Annotated in this window: 18 protein-coding genes and 1 pseudogene; 11 read left to right on the top strand and 8 right to left on the bottom strand. The window is 74.6% G+C overall.

Features of this window, described 5'->3' with window-relative positions; all coding sequences use genetic code 11:
- On the top strand, positions 1-468 hold a 468-nt coding region (locus ACFYPD_RS31205), incomplete at its 5' end, for an RNA-guided endonuclease TnpB family protein (protein WP_387121381.1).
- Here the strand turns inward: ACFYPD_RS31205 and ACFYPD_RS31200 are convergent.
- The gene (locus tag ACFYPD_RS31200) at positions 421-801 is read right to left on the bottom strand and encodes a hypothetical protein (RefSeq protein WP_387121378.1); all 381 of its coding nucleotides are present in this window, start codon (positions 799-801) and stop codon (positions 421-423) included. The two genes, ACFYPD_RS31205 and ACFYPD_RS31200, sit on opposite strands and share 48 nt — an antisense overlap.
- Positions 802-1202: 401 nt before the next feature.
- Between ACFYPD_RS31200 and ACFYPD_RS31195 the strand changes: the two genes are divergently transcribed.
- Both ACFYPD_RS31195 and ACFYPD_RS31190 read left to right on the top strand, forming a co-directional pair.
- Positions 1203-1547 (top strand): STAS domain-containing protein, encoded by a 345-nt coding sequence (locus ACFYPD_RS31195; RefSeq protein WP_387121375.1) that lies wholly within the window; start codon positions 1203-1205, stop codon positions 1545-1547.
- Positions 1548-1604: 57 nt separating this feature from the next.
- The gene (locus ACFYPD_RS31190) at positions 1605-1937 is read left to right on the top strand and encodes an STAS domain-containing protein (protein ID WP_387121372.1); all 333 of its coding nucleotides are present in this window, start codon (positions 1605-1607) and stop codon (positions 1935-1937) included.
- Positions 1938-2001: 64 nt separating this feature from the next.
- On the opposite strand, the gene ACFYPD_RS31185 is transcribed toward ACFYPD_RS31190, so the two are convergent.
- Positions 2002-2316, bottom strand: coding sequence for a hypothetical protein (locus ACFYPD_RS31185; protein WP_357944753.1), 315 nt, complete (start codon positions 2314-2316; stop codon positions 2002-2004).
- 185 nt (positions 2317-2501) lie between these two features.
- Between ACFYPD_RS31185 and ACFYPD_RS31180 the strand changes: the two genes are divergently transcribed.
- The 3 genes from ACFYPD_RS31180 to ACFYPD_RS31170 all read left to right on the top strand — a co-directional run bounded on the left by ACFYPD_RS31180 (position 2502) and on the right by ACFYPD_RS31170 (position 5512).
- Positions 2502-3473, top strand: coding sequence for a DUF2267 domain-containing protein (locus ACFYPD_RS31180; protein ID WP_387121368.1), 972 nt, complete (start codon positions 2502-2504; stop codon positions 3471-3473).
- A 70-nt stretch (positions 3474-3543) separates the two neighbouring features.
- A complete protein-coding gene (locus tag ACFYPD_RS31175) occupies positions 3544-4335 on the top strand; it encodes a spermidine synthase (protein ID WP_387121365.1) in 792 nt (263 codons plus the stop codon).
- 43 nt (positions 4336-4378) lie between these two features.
- Positions 4379-5512, top strand: coding sequence for an AI-2E family transporter (locus tag ACFYPD_RS31170; RefSeq protein WP_387121362.1), 1134 nt, complete (start codon positions 4379-4381; stop codon positions 5510-5512).
- Positions 5513-5523: 11 nt separating this feature from the next.
- On the opposite strand, the gene ACFYPD_RS31165 is transcribed toward ACFYPD_RS31170, so the two are convergent.
- Complete coding sequence (locus ACFYPD_RS31165; RefSeq protein ID WP_387121359.1) at positions 5524-6822, bottom strand: NAD(P)/FAD-dependent oxidoreductase; 1299 nt, start codon at positions 6820-6822, stop codon at positions 5524-5526.
- Positions 6823-6911: 89 nt separating this feature from the next.
- Here ACFYPD_RS31165 and ACFYPD_RS31160 point away from each other — a divergent pair.
- Both ACFYPD_RS31160 and ACFYPD_RS31155 read left to right on the top strand, forming a co-directional pair.
- A pseudogene (locus ACFYPD_RS31160) lies at positions 6912-7116 on the top strand (aminopeptidase); the annotation flags it as partial.
- A 97-nt stretch (positions 7117-7213) separates the two neighbouring features.
- Complete coding sequence (locus tag ACFYPD_RS31155) at positions 7214-7372, top strand: hypothetical protein (RefSeq protein ID WP_167544517.1); 159 nt, start codon at positions 7214-7216, stop codon at positions 7370-7372.
- A 49-nt stretch (positions 7373-7421) separates the two neighbouring features.
- Here the strand turns inward: ACFYPD_RS31155 and ACFYPD_RS31150 are convergent, their stop codons facing one another.
- Complete coding sequence (locus ACFYPD_RS31150; RefSeq protein WP_387121356.1) at positions 7422-7949, bottom strand: GNAT family N-acetyltransferase; 528 nt, start codon at positions 7947-7949, stop codon at positions 7422-7424.
- Between the two features lie 391 nt (positions 7950-8340).
- Here ACFYPD_RS31150 and ACFYPD_RS31145 point away from each other — a divergent pair, with 391 nt between their 5' ends.
- From ACFYPD_RS31145 to ACFYPD_RS31135, 3 genes are all read left to right on the top strand, one after another.
- Positions 8341-9567, top strand: coding sequence for an MFS transporter (locus ACFYPD_RS31145; RefSeq protein ID WP_387121353.1), 1227 nt, complete (start codon positions 8341-8343; stop codon positions 9565-9567).
- A gap of 226 nt (positions 9568-9793) precedes the next feature.
- Positions 9794-11365 carry a glycosyltransferase family 4 protein gene (locus tag ACFYPD_RS31140; protein WP_387121399.1) on the top strand — a complete coding sequence of 524 codons (1572 nt, stop codon included), beginning with the start codon at positions 9794-9796 and terminating at the stop codon, positions 11363-11365.
- Positions 11347-13011 (top strand): glycosyltransferase family 2 protein, encoded by a 1665-nt coding sequence (locus ACFYPD_RS31135; protein WP_387121350.1) that lies wholly within the window; start codon positions 11347-11349, stop codon positions 13009-13011. Before ACFYPD_RS31140 ends, ACFYPD_RS31135 begins: the two co-directional genes overlap by 19 nt.
- A gap of 25 nt (positions 13012-13036) precedes the next feature.
- Here ACFYPD_RS31135 and ACFYPD_RS31130 read toward each other — a convergent pair whose 3' ends face one another.
- From ACFYPD_RS31130 to ACFYPD_RS31115, 4 genes are all read right to left on the bottom strand, one after another.
- Positions 13037-13330, bottom strand: a complete 294-nt coding sequence (locus ACFYPD_RS31130; protein ID WP_387121347.1) for a DUF6510 family protein — start codon at positions 13328-13330, stop codon at positions 13037-13039.
- A 17-nt stretch (positions 13331-13347) separates the two neighbouring features.
- Positions 13348-14109, bottom strand: coding sequence for a ferredoxin reductase (locus ACFYPD_RS31125; RefSeq protein ID WP_387121344.1), 762 nt, complete (start codon positions 14107-14109; stop codon positions 13348-13350).
- 1 nt (position 14110) lies between these two features.
- Positions 14111-14701, bottom strand: coding sequence for a sulfite oxidase-like oxidoreductase (locus ACFYPD_RS31120; RefSeq protein ID WP_387121396.1), 591 nt, complete (start codon positions 14699-14701; stop codon positions 14111-14113).
- A 95-nt stretch (positions 14702-14796) separates the two neighbouring features.
- The gene (locus ACFYPD_RS31115) at positions 14797-15816 is read right to left on the bottom strand and encodes a TerC family protein (protein WP_387121342.1); all 1020 of its coding nucleotides are present in this window, start codon (positions 15814-15816) and stop codon (positions 14797-14799) included.
- Positions 15817-16048 lie beyond the last annotated feature (232 nt).

Raw genomic sequence — 16048 nt, 5'->3', positions numbered from 1 at the left:
ATCGTGGTCGAAGACCTCAACATCACCGGCATGCTCGCCAACCGGCGACTCGCCAAACACATCGCCGACGCCGGACTCGCCGAACTCCGCCGGCAACTCGCCTACAAAACCCAGTGGAATGGCGGCCGGCTGATCGTGGCCGACCGGTGGTACCCGTCCTCGAAAACCTGCTCGGGCTGCGGCACCGTGAAAGCCAAGCTGGCCCTGTCCGAGCGCACCTACCACTGCCAGGCGTGCGGCCTGGTCACCGACCGCGACCGCAACGCCTCACTAAACCTGGCCGCCCTGGCGGCCCAGTACGACACCGCCGGGAGTGGCCCGGTGGCAGCACGTGGAGCCGACCAGAAGACCCGCCAACGCGGGCAGGCGGCTGTGAAGCGTGAACCCGGCACGGCGCCCGCCGGTCAGACCGGGACCGTCTCACCGCAAGGCGGGACTACCAACCGTGTGCTCGCTAGAGCGCACTGAAAGGTAACGGTTGCCGAGCTTCTCGCCGACCACGGCGAGGAACGCCGAGCGAGCCCGCTCGGCGAGCAGCGCGTCGGCCCGGCTGACGCGCTCGGTGACGTCCTCGACGTACCAGCAGCGGCGGCCGGCGGAGAGCTGGACCCGCCGCAGGCGCAGTCGCCGGCCGTGATGGGTGAACTCGCCCGGGTCGTCGCCGCGCAGGGCGGGCATGGCGGCCGCGGCGAGCACCTCGCCGGGCACCACCTCGGGGACGAGGCGCGCGGCGACCGGGCTGAGGTGCCGCACCACCCCGTCGGCGTCGCAGACGATCAGACCCTCACGGAAGTGCTCCACCACCTCCGACCAGTCGGGGGTGGCCAGGTCGCGGTCCGGGGCCAGGGGCGGCAGGGCCGGCGCGGCGGGCGACCAGCCCGTCTGGCACCCGGCGTGGAGATCCGTCCGTCGCCCGGGTCACCACCCCTGACGTCGGCAGCAGTCACCAGCTCAGCCCCACTCCTGTCGATACCCGCGGTCCACCCGAAACGGCGCGTATGGTCAAATCTCTTCGCCCACCCTGCGCCGGTGTGCCCCCACCGCCACCTCACGGCTCCTGCCCCGGCCTGCGGATGCGCCACCCGGCGGGGCGGTTCCAGGGTTGTTACGATCCGGACGACCGGCCCGACCGGCAGCCGCGGAAAGGCGTGATGGTGGCACCCCGACGGAGAACGCCTGAGGCGAAACCGCTGAGCATCTCCGTGGACCGCTCCGACCCCGCGGCCCCCGCCATCAGGGTCGGGGGTGACCTCGCCTTCACCACCGCAGCCCCGCTGCGCACCGAGGTCGAGCGGCTGCTGTCGGAGACTCCGCGGACGCTCGTCCTGGACTTCCGCGACCTGCTCTTCATCGACAGCACCGGCCTGTCGGTGATCGTGCACGCCTGGCGGGACGGCCAGCAGGGCGGAACGGTCATCCAACTCCGGGAGACGCCCCGCTTCCTGGCGACCATCCTCGACATGACCGGGGTCACCGGCCTGCTGTCCGGGCGGCAACCCGACGACCGGTCCGAGCGGCACGCGCCGGGCCCGTCCGCCCGTGTCTGAGCACCCTGGGGTTTTCGGGATCGGCCCGAGCTGGAAACATGGCCACATGCGCAGCTGTTGACCATCGAGGTGGACCGGCTCGACGCCGGACGTGCCCGGCTTCGGCTGACCGGCGAGCTGGCCTTCGACACCGCGCCGGAGCTCGTCTCCGTCGCCGCCGAGCTGCGCCGCGACGGCTGCCCGGAGCTGCTCCTCGACTTCGCCGGGGTGGTGCTCTGCGACTCCTCCGGCCTCAGCGCCCTGGTGGTCATCCACCGGGCCGGCGCCGGCTCGGTGCGGCTGGACGCCGTGAACCCGCAGGTGCGGCAACTGCTGGACCGCACGGGGCTGGCGGAGCTGCTGGCCGTCCCACCGCCCGGGGAGACCGTGGCGACCCGCGAGGTCGGCTGACCACGCGGGAAACGGGGGTGGCCCCCGACCCTGGGACCAGGGGCCGGGGGCCGGGGAGGGTGGTTCAGGCGGCGGGGATGGCCTGCAGGCGCGGGCCGGACTCGCGCAGCTCCCCCACCGTGGGCGACGCCGCGTCCTCCGGGGTGCCGGAATCGGGCGTCTGGAACAGGTAGCGGACGAACTCCCCACCCGCCTCGTTGTCGTCGGCTCCGGGCCACTGCCCCACACAGTCGACGCCGACGACCTCGCGTCCGCTGCCGTCGCTCTCCTCCAGCAGCGCCCAGAGGGTCACCGGGTAGCTGCGGGTGCCCTCCGGGTCGACCTGCCACCTCGCGTACCAGCCGGGCCGGGCGGGGACGATCTCCACGATCCGTTTCATGACGACCTGCCCTTCCGCGTGCGTCGGAAGTTCTTCCGGTCCACCACGATCGTGCGGCCCCGCGGGGTGACCGGTCCTCACCCGCAGCGAGTGAAGCCGGCCGGTCCGCCCGCACCCGTTTCCTTCCCAGCAGCGCCGGGAAGGCGACCGGCGCAAGCGCAACCGACCAGGAACGAGGTGCGACGATGCGCAAGCAGATGGAGGGCGACAACCAGCGCCGCCGGGCCCTGGCCCGGGACGCCCGGGAACGCGGTCGGCTCCCCAGCCAGACCGGCGCCAGCCTGAGCGCGTCCAAGCAGATCACCTCGCTGGACCGACGTGAACGGTCCGGCCCGCCGCCGGCCGGCCGGCGCAAGCCGGACACGACGCGCGGCGGTCCCGCGCCGCCGCCCGCGGCCGTGGCGGAGCGCCCGCGTCCGCTGCCCGACGAGCGGCCGGCCCGGGTGACCACGTTGGCCTACCGGGATCTCGTCGACGACGTCAGCCGGCGGGCCGGGGTGGACTTCTCCACCGCCAAGGTGGCGGCCGAGGCGACGGTGCTCGCGCTGGCCTGGGCGCTCGACGAGGCCGAGCGGGAGCGGCTGCTCGAGGCGGTGCCGGTGAAGCTGCACGACGTGGTGCCGGTGGACGGCATCGAGCGGCGGCGGGACCTGCCTGGCTTCCTGGCCGAGGTGGGCCGGCGCAGCCGCCTCACCCCGGAGCAGGCGCGCTACCAGGCCGAGGCGACCCTCGCGGCGCTGGCCGACGCGGACGGCGAACTGGTCGAGTCGCTGCGCGTACCGGACGGGTTGCGGGACCTGCTCACGCCGCCGGAGCCCGGCGGCGGCCTGGTGGGTCCGAGGTCCGCCACCGCCCCGCTGGACGAGCAGGAACTGCGCGCCGCCCTCGGCCGGCTGCCGTACTGGTCCAGCGACCGGCAGTCGCTGGTGCGCACCATCGAACTGCCGGCCGGCAACCTGGACCGGGTGCTCGACCGCCTCGACCGGCTCCGGGTGGACACCGGGCGCGGCCCGCAGATCGGCCGGCCCGACCCGGACAACGCCGTGCTCACCGTGCGCAGCCAGCAGGTCGACGGGGTGACGGCGACGGACGTGGACCTGGCCGGGCGGATCGACGACGCGATCGACGAGGCCGGTGCCGGGATGGCCACCGGCTGAGCCGCGGGTTGGCCGGGCCGGCGGGCGCTCCGCCCGCCGGCCCGGCGTGGCCCGGGTACCGTTGCCCGCCGTGGAGAGCGACGCCGAGGCGCTGGAGATCGTCGTGGACCCGGCCCGGCCCACCGGCCGGACGCTGCTCGCCGCCGGGGTCGAACAGTCCTACGTCGACGTCGCGGACCCGCGCCACCTGCACTTCGAGTACGTGCGGCGGATGGCCGCCGTGGTGGACCTGGCCGCCCCGCCGGGCCGGCCGCCGGCCGCCCTGCACCTGGGCGGCGGGGCGCTCACCCTGCCGCGCTGGCTGGCCGCCACCCGCCCCGGCTCACCGCAGCGGGTGATCGAGCGGGACCCGAGGGTGGTCGAGCTGGTCCGCCGCGAGTTGCCCCCGGTGCCGCCCGAGGTGGTCGTCGAGATCGGCGACGCCCGGGACGCGGTCACGGCCGCCCCGGCCGGCGCGTACGACCTGGTGCTGGCCGACGTCTACCGGGCCGCCCGGATGCCCCGGCACGTGGCCAGCGTGGAGTTCGCCGCCGAGGTGGCCCGGGTGCTCCGCCCGGACGGCGTCTTCCTGGTCAACGTCACCGACCTGCCGCCACTGGTGCACACCCGGACCCAGGTGGCCACGTTGCGGGCGGTCTTCGCCGACGTCTGCCTGGTCGCCGACCGGCGGATGCTGCGCGGCCGGCGGTACGGCAACCTGGTGCTGGCCGCCACCTCCCGCCCCGACCTCCTGCCGGTACGCCGACTCGTCGCCCGCGCCGCCGGCGATCCGGTGCCCGGCGGCGTGCTGCACGGGGCGACGCTGGACGCGTTCGTCGCCGGCACCCGGCCGGCCATCGACGCCACCCTCGCCGAGCGCTGACCGTCGGGGGTTTCCACTCATCCGGGGCGGGTAGCCGCGCCGGATGAGCAGAGCCGACGACCGGTCCACCGCCCGCCGGGCGCTGATCGTGATCGGTCTGGTGCTCGCCACGCTGATCGGGCTGGCGCTGGTCTGGGCGACCCGGCGGGTGCTGGTCTGGGGCCTGGTCGCGGCGTTCTTCGCGGTGGCCCTGAAACCCCTGGTCGACCGGGTGGAACAGCGGCTGGTCCGGCGCCGGGCGGTGGCCACCCTGCTGGTCTTCCTGGCCACCTTCGTGCTGCTGGCCGCGCTGGGCGCGATGATCGTCCTGCCGCTGGCCGACGAGCTGGGTCGGTTCGCCGACCGGGCCCCGGAGCTGCTCCGGGAGGCGCGCGCCGGGCGCGGACCGGTCGGCGAGGTACTGAACCGTTTCCGCCTGCTCCGGTACGCCGAGGCCCACGCCGACCAGCTCCAGCGCTACGGCTCCCGGCTCGGCCAGCCGGCGGTCGGGGTGCTCCGGGGCGTGCTCGAGATCGTCGCCGCGGTGCTCACCGTGGTGGTGCTTGCCTACCTGATGGTGCTGGAGGCGCCGAAGATCATCGCCGGCACGCTCAAGCTGGTCGGCGACGGTGCGGCGGAGCGGCTGCGGCGTATCGGCCGGGACTCGTCCCGGATCATCACCGGCTACCTCAGCGGCAACCTGCTGATCAGCGTCATCTGCGGGGGCCTGACCTTCGTGGTGCTCTTCCTCGTCGGGGTGCCGTTCGCCGGGGTGATCGCCCTGGTGGTCGCGCTGGCCGACCTGGTGCCGCTGGTCGGGGCGACCATCGGGGCGATCGTCGCGGCCGGCGCCGGGTTCCTGCACTCCCCCACCGCCGGCGTGGTGGTGCTGGTCTTCTTCGTGGTCTACCAGCAGGTCGAGAACCACCTGTTGCAGCCGGTCATCATGGCCCGCGCGGTGCGGCTGAACCCGTTGACCGTGCTGGTGAGCGTGCTGCTCGCCGCCGAGCTGGCCGGTCTGGTGGGCGCCCTGCTGGCCATCCCGGTGGCCGGGATCGCGCAGGTCCTGCTGCGCGAGTTCGCCTCGACCGGGCGGCAGGCCCTGGCCGTCCCGGCCACCGTGCCGGACCGGCCCGGACGGCGCCCGGCCGGCGGTCGGGCTCCCGAGGACGGGAACTCGCCGCCGGCCGGCGGATGAGGCGCGCCGGCTCAGCCGCGGCGCACCACCTCGGGCGATTCGCTCTCCAGCGGCACCGCGTTCGCCGGGACCAGGCCGAGCTGCACGGCCGGCCGGGGCAGGGCCGCGTCGAGGAGCCAGTCCGCGCCGACCCGGGCCCGGTTGCTCGGCATGGCGTACAGGTGGTAGCCGCGGGTGACCGCCTTGGCCGGCAGGCCGGCCAGCGGCACGTGCAGCGGGTTGGCCGCCGCCTCCTTGCCGCCCAGGTCGACCACCCAGCCCAGGTCGCGGTGCTTGTACGTCTTCCGGGTGCCCTGCCCGTAGGAGGCGGCGATGTTGCGGGCAGCGAGCTTGCCCTGCCGCTGCGCGTGCTGGGCGGTCATCGCGCACACCTGCCCGGGGCGGGTCGGATCGGGCACGGCCGCCGCGTCGCCGCAGGCGAACACTTCCGGGTAACCGGGGACGTTGAGGTACTCGTCGACCACGAGGCGCCCCTTCTCGGTGCGCAGCCCCAGCTCGGCCACGAACGGGTCGGGGCGCACCCCGACGCACCAGACCAGGCTGCACGTCGGCACGTACTCGCCGTCGGTGAGCATCACCCCGTCCGGGGTGGCCTCGGACACCGAGGTGCCCATCCGCACGTCGACGCCGCGCCGGCGCAGCACCCGGTCGGCCGTGACGGAGAGACGCTGGTCCAGCTCGGGCAGCACCCGCGGGGCCACGTCCAGCAGCATCCAGCGGGGGCGCACCTTGAGGTGGGGCCGCTGGGCCATCAGCCGGTCGGTGAAGAGCTGGCCGTGCGCGGCGACCTCGGTGCCGGTGTAGCCGGCGCCGACCACCACGAACGTGGTGCGGGACCGCTGCTCGGCCGGGTCCTCGGCCAGCTCGGCCAGCTCCATCTGGCGGACCACGTGGTCGTGCAGATAGAGCGCCTCGGGCAGGCCGCGGAAGCCGTGCGCGTACTCGGTCACCCCGGGGATCGGCAGCAGCTTGTTGACGCTGCCGACGGAGAGCACCAACCGGTCGTATGCGAGCTGGCCGTGGTCCCCCTCGGCGGAGCGGTAGCCGACCCAGCGGTTCTGCAGGTCGACCCGGTCCGCCTCGCCGATGACCACGCGGACGCCGTCGAGGGTGCCGGCGAGCGGCACGGAGATCCGGGTGGGCTCGACCACCCCGGCGGCGACCTCGGGCAGCAGCGGCAGGTAGAGGAAGTAGTCGGTCGTGTTCAGCAGGACGATCTCCGCCTGCCTGCCGGCCATCCGGCTCAACGCCTTCGCCGCGTGGTATCCGGCGAACCCGGCCCCCACGATCACCACACGAGGTTTCGTCATGCCTGCTGCCGTTCCCGTCGAGGACCCCGACAAACGTGGGCGTCAGTCGGGGGGGGTCGGCGGGAGTCGGACGCACGACAGCCATGCCGCCGGCCGGGCGGTTCACCGAGCCGAACGAGGACTTCGCCCACCAGCACCAGGACGTCCGGGTGGTCGACGGCGTCCAGTACGGCGACCTGCCGAAGTTCTGCGACTTCGATCGACCTGTCCAAGGACAACGTGTTCTTCGGCGTCCGGGCGGTGGACCGGGCGGGGCACCGCAGTCCGGTGGCCTTCCCGAAGCCGGGCAGCTGACCGCCGCTCACCCGGATCGGGTGGGGTGACCTCACCCGGCCGAGACGGAGAGTGGTGGGAAGCGCGAGAGTCGACTCCGACACGAGGGGAGCCCGTAATGAGCATCCTGCCGTCCGACCGACGTGTCTCCCACTACCGGCAGCAGAGTGGCCGCCCGCAGCTCACGCCCCGGCAGCGCCGGCGCGTCGAGCACAAGGAGGCGAAGCTCCAGCGCCTCACCGGTCAGCGACCGCAGGATCGAGGGCCCGGGCGCTGAGCCGATGAACGTGGTGGCGGTCGCCGTTGCGCGGCCGCCACCGCGCCGTTCAGCCCGGCGCCGGCGCGGTGATCGCCCAGCGCTCGTGGTCCCGCCAGGCGCCGTCGATGAACAGGTAGTCGGGCGAGAAGCCCTCCAGCCGGAACCCGAGCCGCTGGGCGAACCGCTTCGACGGCTCGTTGCCAGGCTGGATGTTCGCCTCCAGCCGGTGCAGCCCCAGCACGGTGAACGCGTACTCGATGACCAGCCGGACCCCGGCCGAGGCGTGCCCGGTGCCGGCGTACGGCAGGAACGCGGCGTAGCCGAGGTAGCCGCCGCGCAGCGCGCCCATGACGATGCCGCTGATGTTCGCGTACCCGGCGATCTCCCCGGTGGCCCGGTCGCAGAGCAGGTACCCGGAGCTGTCCCGCCCGCGGATCTTGCGGCGATAGGTGGCGTACCGCTCGGCGTCGTCGGGCGCGGCGAGCCACGGATGGTGCAGGTCGCGGCTGCGGCGGGCCGCGGCCACGAACTCCGCCTCGTCGGTGGGGCGCGGACGGCGGATCGCGACGCGGCCGTCGCTGCGCAGGTACCTCACGGTGATCCACTCTCGGTCACGCGCCCGCCCGCTGTCCAACCGGGGTCGCGCCGCCCACCGAGGTGCCCTAGCCTGGCACCCGAGGACGGGAGGTCGATCATGAGGACTGCTCCACTCGGCACGGTGCTGGTTTCCGCTTCGCCGGTAGGCGATCCGGTGTCCTGACCTGACCGGCGCGGCTTCCCCGCCCGATCCGCCCGGCGCTTCCCACCGGGCCCGACACCGCCACCCTCACCGCGAAGCGATCCGGTGATCCGCCCCGCGCGGGTCCCGACGTCCCGGCGTGCCCGCACGCCACCACATCGCTTCCGAGGGAGTTCCTCGTGTTTCCGGACAACCCGTCCGGGTGCCGCCTCGCGCCCGGACCGCGTACCCCTGCCCGGTGGCCGGCATGACGGCCACCCTTCCCGCCGACCAGCTCGGCCCCGACTTCCGGCGGCTCTGGACCGCCTCCGCCGTCTCCAACCTCGGCGACGGCGTCACCCTGGTGGCCGCGCCGCTGCTGGTCGCCTCGCTGACCCCCGATCCGGCGGCGGTGGCCGCCGCTGCGCTCGCCCCGCAACTGCCGTGGCTGCTCCTCGCCCTGGTCAGCGGGGCGCTCGTGGACCGGCTCGACCGCCGCCGGCTGATCATCGCCGTCAACCTGGGCCGGGCCCTCGTGCTGGCCGCACTGACCGCGGCCCTGCTCGCCGGGGTGGCCACCGTGCCCCTGGTCTGCCTCGCCTTCTTCCTCACCGGCGTCGGGGAGACCCTCGCCGACACCGCGGCCGGGGCACTCCTGCCCTCGGTGGTGCCCGCCGACCGCCTGGAGCAGGCCAACAGCCGGCTATCCGCCACTTTCGTGATCGGCAACCAGTTCGTGGCGAAGCCGTTCGGGGCGTACCTCTTCGTGTGTGCGTCCGCGCTGCCGTTCGGGTTCGACGCGGCCACCTTCGGGTTGGCCGCGCTGCTACTGGCCCTGCTGCGCTGGCGACCCGTCCCGCCCGCGACGCCGCCGGCGCCCGCGGCTCCGCGCCGGTCGCTGAGGGCCGACGTGGTGGAAGGCGTACGCGCGCTCTGGGCCGTGCCGGTGCTGCGCACCCTGGCCGGCTGCATCGCCGTCATGAACGTCGCCTTCTGCGCCGCGTTCGCCGCCTTCGTGCTCTACGCCCGTCAGCGGCTCGGCCTCGCCGAGGTCGGGTACGGCCTGCTACTGACCGCCTCGGCGCTCGGCGGGCTGGCCGGCAGCGCGCTGGCCACCCGGCTGCGGTCCCGGTTCGGCACGCCCGCGCTGCTGCGGGCCGGGCTGCTGATCGAGATCGGGCTGCAGCTCGTCCTGGCCGGCACCCGGAACCCGGTGGTCGCCGGCGCGGCGCTGGCCGTGTGGGGCGGGCACGCCATGGTCTGGGGCGTGCTCGTGGTGTCCCTGCGGCAGCGCCTCGTGCCGGACCGGCTGCGCGGCCGGGTGACCAGCGTCTACGCCCTGGCCGACCTGGGCGGGGCGGCGCTGGGCACGGTCGCGGGTGGTGTCCTGGCCCGGGCGGCCGGGAGCCTCCTGGCACCGTTCTGGCTGGCCGCGGCGGCGCTCGCGGTGCTCACCGCGCTGGCCTGGCGTCGGCTGGGCGACACCGGCCGCTGATCCGCTCCCGCCGGTGGGGAGGCCGTCCGGTCTCCCCACCGGCGTCCCCTTGTGTCGCGGGTCACCACTGAACCGCCTCCTCTCGGTCACCTTGCCGTCACGTCGGCGTAGCCCCGGCGACCGCTGCCTCCACCAGCGTGGTGTCGCGCCGGAGAGGCCGGCCGACAGCGGAGGACCAGCAGTGGCACACGACGAGGGGACACCGCCGCGCCGCGGCCGGATCGTCATGCTCGTCGACAACAAGGTCGAGGGCGACTCCCGGGTGCAGAAGATCGCCCGGTCCGCCGCCGAGGCCGGGTGGGACGTGACCCTGCTCGGCCGCTCCCCGGACGGCACCGAACGGAGCTGGCGGCTGGGCGCGGCCGAGGTCCGGCTGGTGCCGATGGCGGAGCCGCTGCACCGGCGCCGGCACGAGTTCCGCCGCTCGCTGCGCTGGCCGCTGGCGTACCGGTCGGACGGCATCGCCGAGCATCGCGCCCAGTGGGTCCGGGCCTGGCGGGCGGACCTGGCCGTCCGCTCCGCCCTGGTGACGCGGCGCGCGGCCGCCGGCGAGCTGGCCGGCGCCCGGCTGCGGCGGGCCCGGCACGCGCTGCGCCGGCAGGAGGCCGCCGCCCGGCTGCTCGACCGCTGGGTGTGGCTGCGCTCGAAGATGATGAACCGGGTCCGGTACGGCCGCCGGTTCCGCGGCCCGTGGGACCGCGCGTACACGCTGTTCTGGCAGCTCGTCCAGGGTGACCGGGCGTGGCGGCGGCTGGAGCCGGGGCTCTGGGACTTCGAGCTGGCCTACGGCCCCGAGGTGGATCGGCTGCGCCCGGACCTGATCCACGCGCACGACTTCCGGATGCTCGGCGTCGGCGCCCGCGCCAAGATCCGCGCCGCCGGCCGGGGCCGCCGGATCGCGCTGGTCTGGGACGCCCACGAGTTCCTGCCCGGCATCAAGCCGTGGCGGGACCACGCCCGCTGGCTGCCCGCCCATCGGGCGCACGAGCGGGAGTACGCCCCGCACGCCGACGCGGTGCTCACCGTGTCGGCGGACCTGGCCGAGCTGCTGCGCCGCGAGCACCGGCTCGCCGAGACGCCGGGGGTGCTGCTCAACGCCCCCGCCGACGACCACCGCCCGGCCGACGACGTGCCGCCGCCGGACCTGCGGGCCGAGTGCGGGATCGCCCCGGACGTGCCGCTGCTGATCTACAGCGGCGCGGCGGCCCCGCAGCGCGGGCTGGACACCCTGGTCGAGGCGCTGCCCCGGCTGCCCGGCGTGCACCTCGCGCTGGTGGTCAACCCGGCGTTGCGCTACGTCGAGCGGCTCGCCGAGCGGGCCGCCCGGCTCGGCGCGGCCGACCGGTTGCACGTGCTGCCGTACGTGCCGCACTGGCAGGTGGTGCCGTTCCTGTCCGGCGCGGACGTCGGGGTGATTCCGATCCACCGCTGGCCCAATCACGAGATCGCTCTGATCACCAAGTTCTTCGAGTACGCGCACGCTCGGCTTCCGGTGGTGGTGAGCGACGTGCGGACCATGGCGGCCACGGTCCGGGAGACCGGCCAGGGCGAGGTGTTCCGGGCCGGCGACGTCGACGATCTCGTCCGCGCGGTGACCGCCGTGCTGGCCGACCCCGCCCGGCACCGCGCCGCGTACGACCGGCCGGGCCTGCTCGCCGCCTGGACCTGGTCGGCCCAGGCCGAGGTGCTGGAGGCGACGTACCGCCGGCTGCTGCCCGACGCCCCACCCCCGCCCGACGCGGACACGCCCGAATCGTCGACTCCCCGAGGAGCGCTCCGGTGCCCACCCCAGACGTGAGCGTCGTCATCCCGGTCTACAACACCCGGCCCTACCTGCGGTCCTGCCTGGACTCGCTGCTGCGCCAGACGATCGGCCGCGACCGGCTGGAGATCGTGGCGGTGGACGACGGCTCCACCGACGGCAGCGGCCGGCTGCTGGACCGGCTCGCCGCCCGCCACCCCGGCACCGTGACGGTGCTCCACCAGGCCAACTCCGGCGGCCCGGCGGCCCCCTGCAACCGGGGCCTGGAGGTGGCGACCGGCCGGTACGTCTTCTTCCTCGGCTCCGACGACCACCTCGGCCCGGAGGCGCTGGAGCGGCTGGTCGCCGCCGCCGACCGCTACGGCTCGGACGTCGTGCTCGGCAAGGTGGTCGGGGTCAACGGGCGGCACGTCTTCTCCGACGTCTTCGCCGCCGGCAACGCGGTCGACGTGAGCCTGTTCGACTCCGCGCTGCCCTGGTCGCTGGCGAACACCAAGCTGTTCCGCCGGGATCTCGTGGACCGGCTCGGGCTGCGCTTCCCCGAGGACATGCCGGTGCTCAGCGACCAGCCGTTCACCCTGGCCGCCTGCTACCACGCCCGGCGCATCTCGGTGCTCGCCGACTACGACTACTACCACGCGGTGCGCCGGCTGGACGCCCGCAACATCACCTACCACAGCCGGGTCGACCAGCGCCTGGTCAGCCTGGAGCGGCTGTTCGCCTTCGTGGCGGAGCTGATCCCGACCGGCCCGCGGCGGGACGCGGTGCTGCGCCGGCACGTCGGGTTGGAGCTGGCCAACCTGGTCGGCGACGACTTCCGCCGGCTGGACCGCGCCGCGCAGGAGCGGGTGCACGCAGCCGTGCGCCGGCTCGTCGAGCGGTACGTCACCGACGGGCTCCGGGACCGCCTCGACATCGAGGCCCGCCTGCGACTGGGCGCGGTGACCGCCGGGGGCGTCGACGAGCTGCTGGCGATCATCGACCAGGACGCCGAGCGGGGCGTCCCGGCCACGGTGGTCGCCGACGGCCGCTGGCACGCCGGCTACCCGGGCGCGCCGGCCGCCTGGACCGACGTCACCGAGGTACGCGCCGACTGGCTGGCCCGGCTGGACACCGTGACGGTGAGCTGGACGGACGCCCACACCCTCGCGGTGACCACGCGCAGCCCGTACCCCCGCTTCGCGGCGGAGGCGGGGCCGGTGCGGCTGGTGGCCGGTCCGGTCGCCGGCACCACGCTGCTGGACGCGACCGACCCGACCGGCCGGACGGTGCGGACCGACTTCCCGATCGACCGGCTCCTCGCCGGCAGCGCGGCCAGCGGCCAGCGCCACCCGGTGCGGGCGGAGGTCGACGGTGGCCACGGCCGGGGCAGCGCCCCGGTCCGCGCGCCCCGGCTCGCCGCCGGCCGCCCGCGGCTGCTGCGCCGGGGCGCCCGCCTGTACGGGGTGGCCGCGACCGTCGACCAACGCAACGGCCAGCTCGTGCTGTCGGTGGTGCCGGTGACCGTCGGGCAACTGGTCAGCCGGCTGCGCCGGCGGTGGCGGCGGAGCGGTCCGGCCGTCGCCCGCCCGGTGTCGGCCCCGGCGCCGGCCCGGCCGGCGGGCTCACCGGCGCCCCTCGGCCCGACGAATCACGCCGAGCCCGGCCCGGCGCAGGTGGGCCAGCTCACCGTCACCCCCTGACCCTCGGGGCGGGTCGCCCGACCCGTCAGAGCGGGCGGGGATGGGGCTGGTCGAGGGGCATGGGGATCTGGAGGTAGGTGGTGCCGCGCAGGTCGAGCCAGGCGCGGTCGGGGGCGCGGACCAGGCGCACCATCACCCCGGTGCAGGCCGGGCAGCGCCCGATCAGCCCGGGGGCGTGCGAGTAGACGTGCAGCCCGGCCACCGGGCCGGTGGTGCCGCAGTGGTCGCAGCGCCCCATGGCGGAACTCAGGTCGACCGCGAAGACTTCGCGCATCGGCCCGTCGAGCATGTTGCCGTCCAGGTAGGACATGTCGGTCATGCGCTCTCCTCGGGTGGTCAGCCGGTCGGGCCGAACCGTTCGGTCTTCACCCGCCGGGTCGGGTGGCCCAGCCCTACCAGCAGGTCCGCCACCGTTTCCACGAAGCCGGTCGGGCCGCAGACGTAGCAGAGCGGTTCCAGGTCGGGCGGCCAGCCGTAGCTGTTCACGTCGGCCAGGCCGATCCGGTGCGGCTCCCCCCGCCAGCCCTCCGGCGCCGCCCGGGTGTAGATGTACGCCACGTCGAGGCCTTGGTCGTCGCGGGTGCGGCGGCGCAGCTCGTCGGCGTAGAAGACGTCGTCGGGGGTGCGTACCGAGTAGATGAGGCGGAACGGCGCCCGGCTGCCGGCGGCGCGCCGGGCCCGGACCATCGCCATCAGTGGCACCACCCCGGAGCCGCCGCCCACCAGCAGCACCGGCGCGGTCTCGTCGGGGCGCCAGACGAACCAGCCGCCGACCGGTCCGCGCACCTCCACCGGGTCGCCCTCGGCGTAGGTGTCGGTGAGGTACGGCGACACCTCCCCGTCGGGCACCCGCTGGACGGTGACCGCGATCCGCTCCCCCTCGGCCGGCCCAGCGAGGGAGTACGAGCGGGCCGCCTGGTAGCCGTCGCCGGCGGTGAGTCGCACGTCGACGTGCTGCCCGGGCTCGTGTCCCGGCCAGCCGGGCACGTCCAGCACCAGGGTCTGCGCGCTCGACGTCTCGACCCGCCGCTCCACCAGCCGGGCGACCCGCCAGGTCAGCGGGGCGGCCACCCGGCCGCCGGTCGTCGGGGCGGCCACCTCAGTCGCCCTGGTAGCGCTGCTCGCGCCAGGGGTCGCCGTAGTCGTGGTAGCCGGCGGTCTCCCAGAACCCCGGTTGGTCGTCGGTGAGCAGCCGGACGCCACGGACCCACTTGGCCGACTTCCAGAAGTAGAGGTGCGGCACGAGCAGCCGGGCCGGCCCACCGTGCTCGGCCGGCAGCGGGCCGCCGTCGTAGGTGTGCACCACCCAGGCCCGGCCGCCGCGCAGGTCGTCCAGGGGCAGGTTGGTGGTGTAGCCGCCGTAGGAGTGGGCCAGGGCGTAGCGGGCGGCGGTGTCGATGCCGTCGAGCAGGGTGTCCAGTGAGACCCCCTGCCAGTCGGTGCCCAGCTTGGACCAGCGGGTGACGCAGTGGATGTCCACGTGCGGCGTCTCCTGCGGCAGGCCCATCAGCTCGTCCCAGGACCAGCGGTACTCGGCGCCGGTCTCGGCGGTGAGCACGAACTCCCAGGTGTCCAGCGACACCCGGGGCGTCGGCCCGGCGGAGAGCACCGGGAAGTCCTGGGTGAGGTACTGCCCCGGTGGCAGGGCCGGTTCGGCCGTACGGGGCCGGCCCTGGAAGCCCGGCGACACAATTCCCACGCGTCAGTCGTACCACCCGGGGTGGGTCGGGGCGACGGGTTCGGCCGGGAGCCGCCGCGACCGGGTGACCGGCGCGGCGGCCGCGGTCACTGCCGCTCGGCGATCACCGCCTCCTCGCCGGTGGCGCGGTCGCGGGTGGCGCGCAGGCTGGTCAGGGTGACGATCACCAGGACGCCGATGATGACGCCCAGCGAGGCGAGGGTGGGGATCTGCGGCACCTCGGGCCAGATGCCGTGCGCCCAGTGCAGGCCCAGCTTGAGGCCGATGAAGGCGAGGATGGCGGCCAGACCGTAGCTGAGGTGCACGAGGCGGCTCAGGGCGGCGTGCAGGACGAAGTAGAGCGCCCGCAGGCCGAGCAGGGCGAAGGCGTTGGTGGCGAAGACCAGGTAGGGGTCCTCGGTGATGCCGTAGACGGCGGGCACCGAGTCGACGGCGAAGACCACGTCGGTGGCGAGCACGGCGACCACCACGAGGGCGAACGGGGTGAGCGCCCGCCGGCCGTGCTGCCGGATGGTCATCTTCGGGCCGTGGTACTCGTCGACCACCGGCATGACCTTGCGCAGCAGCCGGACCGACCGCATCTTGTCGATGTCGACCTCCTGCTCGTGCCCGGAGAGGGCGTCGCGCAGCAGCTTGACCGCGGTGGCGATCAGGATGAGGGCGAACAGCAGGAAGGCGAAGTCGAGGGTCTGCAGGGCGGCGGCGCCCAGGGCGATGAAGACCGCGCGCAGCACCAGCGCGCCGGCGATGCCGTAGAGCAGCACCCGCTGCGCCAGGACGGCGGGCACCGCGAACGCGGCCAGCAGCAGCATGAAGACGAAGAGGTTGTCGACCGAGAGCGACTTCTCGACCAGGTAGCCGGTGAGATACTGGACGCCCTGCTCGGACCCGTAGCGGCCCCACACCCAGGCGCCGAAGGCCAGCGGCAGGGCTATGTAGAAGGCCGACCAGCCCAGCGCCTCCCGGAGGGAGACCTCGTGCGGCTTCCTCGTGACCAGGAAGTCGAGCACCAGCAGCGCCAGCACGCCGGCGATGGTCACCGCCCAGAGGGTGGGGGTCCCCACCGACGACAACTCGGCGGCGGACAGGTACGACAACTGGGTCATGGAGCCTCCTCGAACACCGTGTCATGTTCGAGGTCTCCTTCACCCACCGTTCGTGGGCAACCACCCGAGGCCGGCCCGGGGCCCGCCGTACTGACCGGAATGGTTCGTGGGAAGTACTCCCCTCGCGCCTCAAGGTTAGGGCAACCTCAACGCGTACGCCAAGTGGCGACCCGGTTGATTGCCCTGGTCAACCGCTGTGTGGGGCGCCGAGCGTGGTGCCCGGCGGACCTGA

Origin of the sequence: Micromonospora sp. NPDC005299 (genome assembly GCF_042872345.1) — a bacterium.
Taxonomy (GTDB): Bacteria; Actinomycetota; Actinomycetes; order Mycobacteriales; family Micromonosporaceae; genus Micromonospora.
This window is presented reverse-complemented; position numbering and strand designations above follow the sequence as displayed.